The sequence below is a fragment of the Actibacterium atlanticum genome (assembly GCF_000671395.1).
Lineage (GTDB): Bacteria > Pseudomonadota > Alphaproteobacteria > Rhodobacterales > Rhodobacteraceae > Actibacterium_D > Actibacterium_D atlanticum.
In genome coordinates, this window is record NZ_AQQY01000006.1 from 194398 (window position 1) to 206777 (window position 12380).

Genomic DNA, 12380 nt, shown 5'->3' on the forward strand with positions numbered 1-12380 from the left:
CGGATCGCTTGCGATCCGGTGTGCGCCCGGCCCTCAACGGGGCGGGCGCGCACCCTCGGTTTCAGGTTCAGTTCACAAAGAATGTCTCAACCGCCGCCTGCAGCGTCTGGCGCATGTCGGGGTCATCGGTCAGGGGCGTAACCATGGTCATCAGGCAGGCGGCTTGCGGATCAACGCCTTCGGCGATCATCTGCCCGGCATAAACCAACAAGCGGGTGGAAATCCCTTCGTCCAGCCCGTGTCCTTTCAGGTTCCGGGTGCGATGGGCCACCTGCACCAGCTTTTGTGCCACATCCGCATCGACGCCGGTTTCGCGGGCGACGATCTCGGCCTCCATGTCGGCCTCGGGATAATCGAAATCCAACGCACCAAAGCGCTGCTTGGTCGATTGCTTGAGGTCTTTCATCAGCGACTGGTAGCCAGGGTTGTACGAAATCACGAGCTGGAAATCCGGGTGCGCCTCGATCAGCTCGCCCTTCTTATCCAGCGGTAGCGCACGGCGGTGATCGGTCAGCGGGTGGATCACCACGGTGGTGTCCTGACGGGCCTCAACGACCTCGTCCAGATAGCAGATCGCACCGATACGCGCGGCAGTGGTCAGGGGGCCGTCCTGCCACTTGGTGCCGTCCTTATCCAACAAGAACCGCCCCACCAGATCGGATGCGGTCATGTCTTCGTTACAGGCGACGGTGATCAGCGGGCGCTGCAATTTCCACGCCATATATTCCACGAACCGGGATTTACCACAGCCCGTCGGCCCCTTGAGCATCACCGGCATCCGGCGCGCATAGGCCGCTTGGTACAGCGCCTCTTCCGCGCCGGTTACGCGGTAAAACGGCTCTTGTGTGATGCGGTATTGTTCCGCCACATCCGTGTTCATCTCTTCAACCTGTTGCAGCATGGGAAATACTCCGGGGAAATGGGCTGCCCGGCCGAGCGACTGGCCGGGCAGACTGGGGATCAATCAGACGGCATTGCCGCGGTAGATCACCATCTCAGTGCCTTTGGACTGGGCGTAATTGTCATAGCCCACCAGTTTGACGTGATTGGCCGGGTGGGCCTTGTGGCAGGCTGCCGCCTCGCCCAGAATCCGATCCACATCGGTTTCCCCGAACATCGGCAGCTTCCACATGTACCAAAAGTTGTCGGCTGCGTTTTCCGGCTCGGTGTGCTCAACGGCCGGGTTCCAGCCTTTCGACACGATGTATTCCACCTGTTTGCGAAGGCCCGCCTCGTCCATGTCGGGCAGATAGCTGAAAGTTTCAAACTTGCGGCTCGAGGTATCGCTCAGGCTCGATTTATAGTCCTGCATGTCACTCATGACAGTGCTCCTTGAATTGAGTATCAGACCCGGCCCCGACAGAGCGCCGGAGCCGTGAAAAGCGCGGAGGGATCAGCGGTGAACGACGTCCAGCTTGTCGACGGTGTCGAACTCGAACTTGATCTCTTTCCAGGTTTCCATCGCCATGGCGAGTTCGGGCGAGGACTTGGCCGCATGGGTCAGGATGTCCTTGCCTTCTTTCTCCAGTTCGCGACCCTGATTGCGGGCCTCGACACAGGCTTCCACCGCGACGCGGTTGGCGGCGCCCCCGGCGGCGTTGCCCCACGGGTGGCCCAGCGTGCCGCCCCCGAACTGCAGAACCGAGTCATCGCCGAAGATGTTTACCAGCGCCGGCATGTGCCAGACGTGGATCCCGCCCGAGGCCACCGGGATCACACCCGGCATGCTGCCCCAGTCCTGATCGAACATGATGCCGCGATCACGGTCTTCCTTGATGAATCCGTCACGCATCGTGTCAATCCAACCCAGCGTCGCCTCGCGATCGCCTTCCAGCTTGCCCACAACCGTTCCTGAGTGCAGGTGATCACCCCCCGACAGGCGCAGCATCTTGGCCAGCACACGGAAGTGGATGCCGTGGTTGGGGTTGCGGTCCAGAACGGCGTGCATGGCGCGGTGGATGTGCAGCAGCATGCCGTTGTCGCGGCACCAGTTGGCCAGGCCCGTGTTGGCGGTAAAGCCACCGGTCAGATAGTCGTGCATGATGATCGGCGCGCCGATTTCCTTGGCGTATTCGGCGCGTTTGTACATCTCTTCGGGCGTCGGCGCGGTCACGTTCAAATAGTGGCCCTTGCGTTCCCCGGTTTCGGCTTCGGCTTTCTGGATCGCCTCCATCACGAAATCAAACCGCTGACGCCAGCGCATGAACGGCTGCGAGTTGATGTTCTCGTCATCCTTGGTGAAGTCCAGACCACCGCGCAGACCTTCATAACAGGCCCGCCCATAGTTCTTGGCCGACAGGCCCAGCTTGGGTTTGATGGTGCACCCCAGCAGCGGACGGCCATACTTGTTCATGATGTCGCGTTCGACCTGAATACCGTTGGGCGGGCCGCCGCAGGTGACGACATAAGCCAGCGGCACGCGCACGTCTTCCAGACGCAGGGCGCGCACGGCCTTAAAGCCAAACACGTTACCCACCAGCGAAGTCAGCACGTTCACCACCGAGCCTTCTTCAAACAGGTCCAGCGGATAGGCGATAAAGGCATAGAATGCCTCGTCATTGCCGGGCACATCCTCGATGGCGTAGGCGCGGCCCTTATAGTGATCCAGATCGGTCAGCAGGTCGGTCCAGACGGTTGTCCACGTCCCGGTCGAGCTTTCCGCAGCAACAGCGGCAGCGGCTTCTTCGCGCGGCACGCCCTCTTGGGGGATCACCTTGAAACAGGCAAGGAAATCAGTATCCAGCGGGGTGTAATCGGGCATCCAATAGGTTTCCCGATAGTCCTTCACCCCTGCATTATAGGTCTTGGCCATGTCGTATAGCTCCTCTGCACATACGTGTTGTTGTTGATCCACCGGGCGGCCGATGCGCCGGGGATCGTTCCTCCGCCAACAGGGGTAATTGACGGCATGGATCAATAACACTAAATTGTTTTTATGCTTTGGATAGAGCTTTACTTATGGCAAGAATGATCCCCCCGACTTTGCAGCAAATGCGCTTGTTTGAGGCCGTTGCGCGGCTCAAAAGCTTCACCCGCGCCGCCGAGGAGGTCAATTTGACGCAACCTTCCGTGTCGATGCAGGTGAAAGCGATGGAGGAGAAAATCGGCCTGCCCCTGACCGAACAGATCGGCAAGAGCCTGCATCTGACTACTGCGGGGTCCGAAGTCTATGGCGCTTGTGTCGATGTGCTGGCGCGGCTGCGTGAACTGGAAACCGGGCTGGACGATCTGCGCGGCGAGGTCGCCGGGCCGTTGAATGTGGCCGTGGTCAGTTCGGCCAAGTATTTCTTACCCCACCTTCTGGGCGCGTTTGTGCGCCGCTACCCCAAGGTCGTGCCGCATCTGGAGATCACCAACCGCGCGACGCTGTTAGAGCGCCTGTCGCGCAATGCCGATGACCTTTACATTATGGGGCTGGCGCCCGAACAATATGCGGTTGAACGGGATCTGTTTCTGGAAAACATCATCGTCCCGGTGGCGCGGGCCGATCACCCGCTGGCCGGGCAGCGCCGCATTCCGATGACGCAATTGGCGCAGGCTCAGGCCATCGGGCGCGAACAAGGCTCGGGCACGCGCGGTGCGGTGGAACGGATGTTTGCCGACAAAGGCGTCGATCTGAACTTCCAGATCGTGCTGGATGACACCGAGGCGATCAAACAAGGGGTGATCGGCGGGCTGGGCATCGCGTTTCTATCACTGCACGCGCTGCGGCTGGAACTGGACCACGGTGCTGTTGCCGTGCTGGATGTCGAAGGCTTTCCGCTGCGCCGCAGTTGGTACGCCGTGCACCGGCAAGGCAAGCGCTTGTCAAAGGCGGCCTCGGTGTTTCGGGAATATCTGCTGGAGGAAGGCGAGGACGAGGTCGCACACCTGCTGAATCCAACGGTTTAAGCGGGCACGCCACCGATAGAGTCGGTCAATCGTGCCGCCGCGGCCACCACATCGGCGGCCATCCGATGCGCCTGCGCCGGGGTGACACGCGCCGCCAGCCCTGACACCGACAGGGCCGCCACGGCCTCGGATGTGTCCGACCACACCACCGCCGCCACACAGCGCATTCCGATCACGTATTCTTCGTCATCCAGCGCATAGCCCTGTTCCCGGATACGCGCGATTTCATCAAAAACTTCGGACTTTGATCGCAAGCTGCGCGAGGTCAGCGGCCGCAAACCCTGCCGGGCCACCAAATGCTCGATCGCGTCGTCAGGCCAGGTGGCAACAATCGCCTTCCCCATACCCGAGTTCAGCACCGGCACCCGCCCGCCCGGCGGCGCGATGGCGCGCATGATCTCGCGACTTTCTGCTTGGGCAATGGTGACGGCCTCTTCGGCTTCGATCACCCCCAGATTGGCGGTTTCGCGCGTGGCGTCGCGCAGTTGGCGCAAAATGGGCCGCGCTGGCACAACCAGATTACCATGCAACGAAAAGCTCTCGCCGACCAGATGCGCGCGCTGGCCCACGGCCCAGCTGTTACTGATAGGGTCATGCTGCACAAAGCCGCGCCGTTCCAATGTGGTCAGCAACCGGTGCGTGGTGGACACCGCCAACCCGGCCCGCTTGGCCAGATCAGACAGCCGCGTGCCCGGCCCCGGATCGGCGATGAACTCTAACAAGCGCAGCGCCCGGTCCACCGACTGCACAATCCCCTCTTCTTTCGCCATTTAGGAACGCCTTTTCCGTATCGTGGAAAACATATCTCATAAAATGGAGCGCCGCGCAAACCCCGGCTAAAGTTGATCCAACAAGGAGATGCCCATGACCTATGTCGATCGCGCTGGCCTGCAGGTGGCCGCTGAGCTGGCAGATTTTGCCGAAACCCGTCTGTTGCCGGGCACCGATGTTACGCCCGAAGATTTCTGGGCTGGATATGCAGCGATGCTGCGTGAACTGGCGCCAGTAAACGTGCAATTGCTGGCCAAACGCGAAGCGCTTCAGGCCCAGATTGACGAATGGTCCCGCGCCCGCAAGGGCCTGCGGTTCGATGTGGCTGAACACACCGCATTCCTGCAAAAAATTGGCTACCTTGCGCCGGAAGGTGCGCCCTTCAAGGTAGAAACGCAAAACATCGACCCCGAGATCGCACAGGTCGCCGGCCCGCAGCTGGTGGTGCCGGTGATGAATGCGCGCTATGCGCTAAACGCCGCGAACGCGCGCTGGCGCTCGCTTTATGACGCGCTCTATGGCACGGACGCGCTGCCCGGTACGCCCTCGGGGCCCGGCTATGACCCGCAACGCGGGGCGCAAGCCGTCGCCTGGGCGGCGGATTTCCTTGATAAAGCCGTGCCTTTGGCTGATGGGTCGCACAGCGATGTCACCGCCTATCGCCGACACGGCGCTGAACTGATTGCCGATCTGGGCGGCAAGTCCAGCGGGTTCAAAGACCCATCGGTTTTCATCGGCGATGTCGAGCATTTTGAGACCGCCCGCTATTTGCTGCGCCACAATGGGCTGCATATCGAGCTGCTGATCGACCCGGCCCACCCTGTGGGCAAGTCCCACCCTGCCGGGCTTGCCGATGTGATCCTTGAAAGCGCCCTGACCGCGATTCATGACTGCGAGGATTCCGTCGCCGCCGTTGATGCCGCAGATAAGGTGCTGGCCTATGGAAACTGGTTGGGCCTGATGGATGGGTCGCTAACGGAAAGCTTTGAAAAGGGCGGCAAGACTGTCCAGCGCACGCTGGCCCCTGACCGCGACTATCAGGCGCCAGACGGCAGCCGGATCACACTAAAAGGGCGCAGTCTGGCCCTGGTGCGCAATGTGGGCCACCTGATGACGACCGATGCCGTGCTGCTGGACGGGCAGGAAACGCCCGAAGGCATGATGGACGCGCTGTTCACCGTTGCGGCCGCTTTGCACGATACGACCAATTCCAAGACCGGGTCGGTTTATGTAGTGAAACCCAAGATGCACGGCCCCGAAGAAGTGGCCTTCGCCGATACCACCTATGCCCGTGTCGAAGACATTCTGGGCCTGCCCCGCAACGCGGTGAAACTGGGCGTGATGGACGAAGAGCGGCGCACCTCGGCCAATTTGGTCGAATGTATCCGCGCCGTCAAAGGCCGGCTTGTGTTTATCAACACCGGCTTTCTGGATCGCACCGGAGACGAGATCCACACTGCCATGCAGCTTGGGCCGGTAATCCCGAAAGAGGAAATGAAATCAGCATCTTGGCTGAATGCCTATGAGGACGGCAATGTCGACGCAGGGCTGGCCACGGGGCTGAACGGCAAGGGTCAGATCGGCAAGGGCATGTGGGCCAAGCCCGATGACATGGCCGAGATGCTAGAGGCCAAGATCGGCCATCCGATGTCTGGGGCAAACACCGCCTGGGTGCCCTCGCCCACCGCCGCAACGCTGCACGCGACCCACTACCACGCGATCAACGTGTTCGACCGGATGGAGGCGCTGAAAGACCGCGCCTTTGCCTCGCGTGATGCGCTGTTGACGCCCCCGATCATGACCGGCCGCAACCTGACCCCCGAAGAAGTCTCGCACGGGCTGGACAACAACTGTCAGTCCATTCTGGGCTACGTGGTGCGTTGGGTGGATCAGGGCGTGGGCTGCTCTAAAGTGCCCGACCTGAACGATGTGGGACTGATGGAGGATCGGGCGACGCTGCGGATCAGCTCGCAAATTCTGGCCAACTGGTTGTTGCACGGCATCGTCACCGAAGAACAGGTGGTGGACAGCCTTGAACGTATGGCCGTGCGGGTGGATGCGCAAAACGGCGGTGATCCGGCCTATCGCCCGATGGCGCCCGGCTTTACCGGACCCGCGTTTCAGGCCGCGCGTGAATTGATCCTGCAGGGCACGTCGCAGCCTTCGGGCTATACCGAGCCGCTGCTGCATGCCTATCGCCGCCAAGCCAAACAGATGTACGGGGCCTGAGATGCAAACCATAACCCGACTGGATATCAGAGACGCGCGCATCCTGATCAAAGGGGCCCGCCAGCGTGCCGACCAAATTGGCGTGCCCATGTGCATTGCCATCACCGATGAAGGCGGCAACCTGATCGCCTTTGAGCGCATGGACGGTGGCAAGGTCACCAGCTCGATCATCGCGATGGACAAGGCCTATACCGCCGCCGGCGCCAAAAAAGCGACCCATGAATATGGCGAGGCCAGCCAGCCGGGCAAACCGGCTTATGGCATATCGTCGGCCATCGGCGGGCGGCTGATGGTGGTGGGCGGCGGCGTGCCAGTGGTGGTGGACGGTGCGGTTGTGGGGGGCATTGGGATCAGCTCGGGCACCCCGGCGCAGGATCAAGATGTCGCATTCGCGGCCATCGACCATTTTATGGCCACGCTCTAAGCTGCGCACCAAGGGAGGACGCACATGTCACTGAAGAATTGTCATAACTTTCAGGATTTTCGCGCGCTGGCCAAACGCCGCCTGCCCGCGCCGATCTTTCACTATATCGACGGCGCCGCGGATGACGAGATCACCTATCGCCGCAACACGACCAGTTTCGATGACGTCGATCTGGTGCCCAACGTTCTGAACGGGGTGGAAGACGTGGACATGAGCGTCGAGGTCATGGGGCAGAAACTGGACATGCCGATCTATTGCGCCCCCACGGCGCTGCAACGGCTGTTCCATCACGAAGGCGAGCGCGCCGTGGCCAAGGCCGCCACCAAACATGGCACCATGTTTGGTGTGTCCTCGCTGGCCACCGTGACGGTTGAAGAGATCGCCAAGCTGGCGTCGGGCCCTAAGATGTTCCAATTCTATTTTCACAAGGATCGCGGGCTGAATGATGCGCTGCTGGAACGCGCCCGTGCGGCCAAGTTCAATGTGATGGCGCTGACGGTGGATACGATCACCGGCGGTAACCGTGAACGCGATAAGCGCACCGGATTTACCTCGCCGCCCAAGCTGACGCCCAGCTCGCTGCTCAGCTTTGCCACCCATCCGATGTGGGCGTGGAACTTTCTGACCAAGGAAAAGTTCGACATGCCGCACCTGTCGGGACATGTGTCAGCGGGCACCAATCTGGCGGTGTCGGTGGGGGATTACTTTTCCACCATGCTGGATCAGTCGATGAACTGGGATGACGCTGAAAAGCTCTGTGCCCAGTGGAACGGCCAGTTTGCCCTGAAAGGCATCATGAGCGTCGAAGACGCCAAACGCGCTGTTGATATCGGCTGCACCGGGATCATGGTGTCCAACCACGGCGGGCGGCAGCTGGATGGCTCGCGCGCGCCGTTTGACCAGCTGGCCGAGATTTGCGACGCCGTGGGCGACAAGATCGATGTGATCTGTGAAGGCGGTATTCAGCGCGGCACCCATGTTCTGAAGGCGCTGTCTGTGGGGGCCAAAGCCTGTTCGGGCGGGCGGCTTTACCTTTATGCGCTGGCTGCGGCGGGTCAGGCCGGGGTCGACAGGGTTCTGGACAACATGAAAATCGAAATCGAACGCGACATGAAACTGATGGGCATCACCAGCCTTGACCAGCTCAGCCGCGACAACCTGCGCTGGCGCTAAGCCCTCTATCATCCCTGCGCGGCCCTTGGTAGCATCCGGGGGCCGCGTTTGTTTTGGGAAGGAACCGGGGATGAAACTGGAATTCCATCATATCAACTACGTCTCGCAAGACGTTGATAAAATGCACGACTTTTATACAAACGTGCTGGGCATGGATGACATCCCGCAAGACAACTTCCCCCGCACCCAAGCGACCGGACAAACCGGCTATGACGGCAAAATCCGCTTTGCGACCGAAGGGCAGATGCAAATGCATCTGGCCCAACGCGATCTGGAAGTCGCGTTCAAAAATGGTCATGTGATCAACCCCGTTGACCGTGGCCATATCGCCTTTCGCACTGACGATATTCAGGCTTTTCTGGCCCTGCTGGACGCCAAGGGCATTCCCTATTCTGACTATGGCACCACTTTTGCGGCTGAATGGCACCAAGTGTTCTTTCACGACCCCGAGGGCAACGTGATCGAAGTGCACCAGCAGATCACCTGACCTGCGCGCTAGAGAATTTGCAGATGCAGGTTCAGCGCAATGGCAATCAGGATTAAGCCCCCGGCCCAGGCCATCCGTTCACGCATGACCCTTTCCCGGTTGACGATCTTGGTCATGGTCCCCCCCATGAACGCCACGACCAGATCCGAAGGGATGGCGGTCAGTGGAACCAGCATGCCAAGTATCAACAGTTGCAGGGTGACATCCGCCCCGGCATCAGGCGTGCCGCCGGTCTCGATAAAGGGGGGCAGGAACAACGCAAAGAACAGGATAGTTTTCGGGTTCAGAACCTCAACAACCACCCCTTGCCAGATGATGGATGGAAACGATCTGCGGCGCACCGTTTTAACGTCAAGCGTCATCTGGGCCTCTGCTTTGGCGCCGCGGATCATATCCAGCCCAAGCCAAACCAGATAGGCCGACCCAAGATAGCGCAGCGCCGTCACCATCCAGCCAGATTGCTCAAACACCGACGCCAGCCCAAGCGCCGTGGCGATCGCAATGGCGACGCCTCCCAGACAAAGCCCCAAGGCCGACGCCAGCCCCGCAGCCCGGCTTTGGCCAACGGTTCTGGAAAGGACATAAAGCATGGAAGGGCCAGGCGTAGCACTCAGCGCAAAGCCCGCCAGTGCCACAGCAATAATCGCGTCAAAATTTGGCATTGTTTACTTGGAACTCTGGTTCATTCTTTGTTCAAAAGGGTTTTCGATTCCGGGGTGGTTTTTGCTCAGCTCACCGCGGCGCGGATCGCGCAAATATGGGAAATCCCGCACCAGCATACGCTCTAAATGCGCGCCTGCCCTGAAGGGTTTGTAACCTGCGGGTTCCTGCCCCAGCAACTGCGGAAATGGCTGGATCATCGTATCGTGATTGGCGGCGACGAAATAGGGCATCGAAAAGCGCTCTGGGCTGAGATTTAGAACCCGGTGCGGCGTCGAACGCAGCTGCCCGTTTGTCCAGGCTTCCAGCATATCGCCAATGTTCACCACATAGGCGCTGTGATCCACCGGCACGTCAATCCAGCGGTCCTGCGCCGTCATGACCTGCAGCCCCGCATTGCGGGTGTGCAGCAAGGTCAGGCACTCGTAATCCGTATGCGCCCCCATGTTGACCGAAGTGTCTTCGATCTCTTGATCCCGCACATAATGCAGCAATCGCAGCTGCGAGATCGGCTTGGACATGTGTTGGGTCATTGTCCCCGGGGGCAGCCCCAAATGTGTTTCCAACGCGGTGCTGATCAGCCGGCCAAGCACCGAAATCTGATTGTAATAGCTCGACACGACCTGTTTAAACCCCGCCACGTCAGGCCAGACATTTGGCCCCAGCAGCCGGTTGCCCGCCAGATAGTCCGGATCGTCATCCGGCAGGTCCAGCCCAAGATCAAAGGCTTCATAGCTGCGGCTGACCTCGTCGGGGTAGTCGCCTTTTTCGGTGAAGGGCACATAGCCGCGATGATTGGTACTGAGGCCAATATAATAGCGCCGCTTGAACGCATCGGGCTGCGCAAAGAAATACTGGGCGTATTGATAGGTACGCTCAACCAGATCAAGGTCGATTCCATGGCCGATGATCCTGAAAAAGCCGATCTCACGCGCGGCCATGCCGATCTCATCAGCGACTTCTCTTAGCCGAAGACTGTCATTGGATCGTAGTCCACTGACATCAATCAAAGGCAGGCTTTCGACCCGGCCTTCTTTGGGTGGTTCGGTTATCAAAGCCCCCACAAGCGTCTACTCCCTTGGCTCTGTGTCTTAAGGGCGCTGGAAGCCCGCGCCCGGGGCCGCCGGGAAATAGAGCTCAAAGGTCGCCCCTTCCCCCTGTTCGCTGTGCGCCACAATGGTGCCGCCGGATTGACGCATAACGCCCAGCACCATCGACAGCCCCATCCCGGTGCCCTGCCCCACGGGTTTCGTTGTGAAAAACGGATCAAAAATCTGCGCCAGATGGGCATCTGCGATGCCACCGCCCTGATCACAGACGCTCAGCCGGACATAGCGCCCCGGGATCAATTCAGAGGGATACCGGTGGCTTTCGGACAGGGTGTGAAAGATGTTCTCGGTTAAAATCTTTGGGCTTCCGCCATCCGGCATCGCTTCGATGCTGTTCATCACCAAAGCAAGCAAAACGTTCTCAAGCGCCATGGGGTCAACCGACACCGGCCAAAGCTCCTCGGCCAAATCCAGACTGATCGGCCGCGACAGCGACTGTTCAAAACTGGTACTAAAGGCCAGCACATGATCATTCAGCGCGAGATCCTTGGGAGTAAGACGGGTTCTTTGAGCAAAAGCCAGTAGATCCTGAATCAACTGGGCTCCGCGCTTTGACGCCAGCTTGACGCCCTGTAGCATGTCATCAGCACCGACATTCTGCTCTTCCAGCTCCATCAGTTCGACATTGCCTGAAATTACCGTCAGCAGATTGTTGAACTCATGCGCGAAACTGCCGGTAAGCCGCCCGATCACTTCCATCTTGCGCGATTCAAAAAGCTTGGCTTCCAGCGCCTTGCGGCTTTTGGTTTCAACCGTCAGCTGCGAATGCGCGGTCACCAGTTCTTCGTAACGCTCCTGCGAACGCCGGGTCTCGGCCAACAGTTCCAGTTTGGCGCACATCATCGCTGCGACGGTGCTCAGGATTTCAAGCTCAGCGTCGCCAAAGGCCCCTATATCAGGATGTTCGCTGTCAATTACACCGGCCACCCGCCCCGAACAGGTCAACGGCACGCAAATCTCTGAGCGCGCAGGCTGCGTGTCCGCGATGTAATTTGCATCCCCCAGCAGATCGTCAACGATGATCGGTTTGCGGCTTTGGGCCACCTGCCCGGTAATGCCCCGCCCAAAGGGAATGATCAGCGGATTGATGATGTTGCGGGCATAAGGGTTTTTCTCGCCCCAGGCGGCGGCCTGCGTCAGTTCCGTTTGGGCTTCATTGGCGCGATAGATCACGCAATCCTGAAACCCAAGCTTGCCCACCACGTTCTGCGCCACATACCAGAACAAATCTTCTTCGCTGGGAATCGACATCAGATCGACCGCGAAGGTGTTCAGCGTACGTAGCATCTGCGCCTCGCTGGCCCAGTTTCGGTGGCTAAGAGTGGATGGCACTGACTGCAACATAGATAACTTCCCCAAACGCGCTTACCTGATCACTTTAAACGAAATTGCCCTAAAGTGTAGTGTTTTGGCAATATATCGCTTTTTGGTTGTTTTTAGCGCCAGCCCAAACTGGTCACTCAAAAGGCATCACGCCGCAAAATCAGGCCTGTTTGACCGAATTCAGAAGCATGCACCGCGCAACGATGATGGATGAAAAGATTGTGAAGGCATCCAAAGGGGGGGCTGGCGGAGGAGGTGTCCGTATACTCCCGGTTTTTAGGGGTTCGCCACCATTCGCCACAATCCACTTTAT

At 59.6% G+C, this 12380-nt stretch carries 12 protein-coding genes; 5 read left to right on the plus strand and 7 right to left on the minus strand.

All coding sequences use genetic code 11. The features are described 5' to 3' along the window. Window positions 1–67: 67 nt before the first annotated feature. From ATO10_RS10900 to ATO10_RS10910, 3 genes are all read right to left on the minus strand, one after another. Window positions 68–901, minus strand: a complete 834-nt coding sequence (locus tag ATO10_RS10900; RefSeq protein ID WP_337588305.1) for a CbbQ/NirQ/NorQ/GpvN family protein — start codon at window positions 899–901, stop codon at window positions 68–70. 63 nt (window positions 902–964) lie between these two features. Then, window positions 965–1321, minus strand: coding sequence for a ribulose bisphosphate carboxylase small subunit (locus ATO10_RS10905; RefSeq protein WP_035251359.1), 357 nt, complete (start codon window positions 1319–1321; stop codon window positions 965–967). Window positions 1322–1393: 72 nt separating this feature from the next. Beyond that, entirely contained in the window at window positions 1394–2812 is a 1419-nt protein-coding gene (locus ATO10_RS10910; protein ID WP_035251360.1) for a form I ribulose bisphosphate carboxylase large subunit, read from the minus strand. Between the two features lie 146 nt (window positions 2813–2958). On the opposite strand from ATO10_RS10910, the gene ATO10_RS10915 reads away from it, so the two are divergent. After that, window positions 2959–3891 (plus strand): LysR family transcriptional regulator, encoded by a 933-nt coding sequence (locus tag ATO10_RS10915; protein WP_202898657.1) that lies wholly within the window; start codon window positions 2959–2961, stop codon window positions 3889–3891. Here the strand turns inward: ATO10_RS10915 and ATO10_RS10920 are convergent. Beyond that, complete coding sequence (locus ATO10_RS10920; RefSeq protein ID WP_035251362.1) at window positions 3888–4661, minus strand: IclR family transcriptional regulator; 774 nt, start codon at window positions 4659–4661, stop codon at window positions 3888–3890. The genes ATO10_RS10915 and ATO10_RS10920 overlap by 4 nt on opposite strands. Window positions 4662–4755: 94 nt before the next feature. Here ATO10_RS10920 and ATO10_RS10925 point away from each other — a divergent pair, with 94 nt between their 5' ends. From ATO10_RS10925 to ATO10_RS10940, 4 genes are all read left to right on the plus strand, one after another. Beyond that, the gene (locus tag ATO10_RS10925; RefSeq protein WP_035251364.1) at window positions 4756–6891 is read left to right on the plus strand and encodes a malate synthase G; all 2136 of its coding nucleotides are present in this window, start codon (window positions 4756–4758) and stop codon (window positions 6889–6891) included. A gap of 1 nt (window position 6892) precedes the next feature. Beyond that, complete coding sequence (locus ATO10_RS10930) at window positions 6893–7315, plus strand: GlcG/HbpS family heme-binding protein (RefSeq protein ID WP_035251366.1); 423 nt, start codon at window positions 6893–6895, stop codon at window positions 7313–7315. Window positions 7316–7339: 24 nt separating this feature from the next. After that, window positions 7340–8488, plus strand: coding sequence for an alpha-hydroxy acid oxidase (locus tag ATO10_RS10935; protein ID WP_035251367.1), 1149 nt, complete (start codon window positions 7340–7342; stop codon window positions 8486–8488). Between the two features lie 70 nt (window positions 8489–8558). Further along, window positions 8559–8975, plus strand: a complete 417-nt coding sequence (locus ATO10_RS10940; RefSeq protein WP_035251369.1) for a VOC family protein — start codon at window positions 8559–8561, stop codon at window positions 8973–8975. Window positions 8976–8983: 8 nt separating this feature from the next. Here ATO10_RS10940 and ATO10_RS10945 read toward each other — a convergent pair whose 3' ends face one another. From ATO10_RS10945 to ATO10_RS15995, 3 genes are read right to left on the minus strand one after another with little or no spacing between them, the layout of a single operon-like run. Continuing rightward, window positions 8984–9637: a LysE family translocator gene (locus tag ATO10_RS10945; RefSeq protein ID WP_035251372.1), complete on the minus strand. Its 654-nt coding sequence runs from the start codon at window positions 9635–9637 to the stop codon at window positions 8984–8986. Window positions 9638–9640: 3 nt separating this feature from the next. Further along, complete coding sequence (locus tag ATO10_RS10950) at window positions 9641–10699, minus strand: isopenicillin N synthase family dioxygenase (RefSeq protein WP_238323472.1); 1059 nt, start codon at window positions 10697–10699, stop codon at window positions 9641–9643. Between the two features lie 27 nt (window positions 10700–10726). Further along, window positions 10727–12088 carry an ATP-binding protein gene (locus ATO10_RS15995; protein WP_081806499.1) on the minus strand — a complete coding sequence of 454 codons (1362 nt, stop codon included), beginning with the start codon at window positions 12086–12088 and terminating at the stop codon, window positions 10727–10729. Window positions 12089–12380 lie beyond the last annotated feature (292 nt).

What these genes read in the sequence shown, in the direction of transcription:
- ATO10_RS10900 (WP_337588305.1), bottom strand. Translation starts at nt 901, where the DNA reads ATGCTGCAACAGGTTGAAGAGATGAACACGGATGTGGCGGAACAATAC.
- ATO10_RS10905 (WP_035251359.1), bottom strand. Translation starts at nt 1,321, where the DNA reads ATGAGTGACATGCAGGACTATAAATCGAGCCTGAGCGATACCTCGAGC.
- ATO10_RS10910 (WP_035251360.1), bottom strand. Translation starts at nt 2,812, where the DNA reads ATGGCCAAGACCTATAATGCAGGGGTGAAGGACTATCGGGAAACCTAT.
- ATO10_RS10915 (WP_202898657.1), top strand. Translation starts at nt 2,959, where the DNA reads ATGGCAAGAATGATCCCCCCGACTTTGCAGCAAATGCGCTTGTTTGAG.
- ATO10_RS10920 (WP_035251362.1), bottom strand. Translation starts at nt 4,661, where the DNA reads ATGGCGAAAGAAGAGGGGATTGTGCAGTCGGTGGACCGGGCGCTGCGC.
- ATO10_RS10925 (WP_035251364.1), top strand. Translation starts at nt 4,756, where the DNA reads ATGACCTATGTCGATCGCGCTGGCCTGCAGGTGGCCGCTGAGCTGGCA.
- ATO10_RS10930 (WP_035251366.1), top strand. Translation starts at nt 6,893, where the DNA reads ATGCAAACCATAACCCGACTGGATATCAGAGACGCGCGCATCCTGATC.
- ATO10_RS10935 (WP_035251367.1), top strand. Translation starts at nt 7,340, where the DNA reads ATGTCACTGAAGAATTGTCATAACTTTCAGGATTTTCGCGCGCTGGCC.
- ATO10_RS10940 (WP_035251369.1), top strand. Translation starts at nt 8,559, where the DNA reads ATGAAACTGGAATTCCATCATATCAACTACGTCTCGCAAGACGTTGAT.
- ATO10_RS10945 (WP_035251372.1), bottom strand. Translation starts at nt 9,637, where the DNA reads ATGCCAAATTTTGACGCGATTATTGCTGTGGCACTGGCGGGCTTTGCG.
- ATO10_RS15995 (WP_081806499.1), bottom strand. Translation starts at nt 12,088, where the DNA reads ATGTTGCAGTCAGTGCCATCCACTCTTAGCCACCGAAACTGGGCCAGC.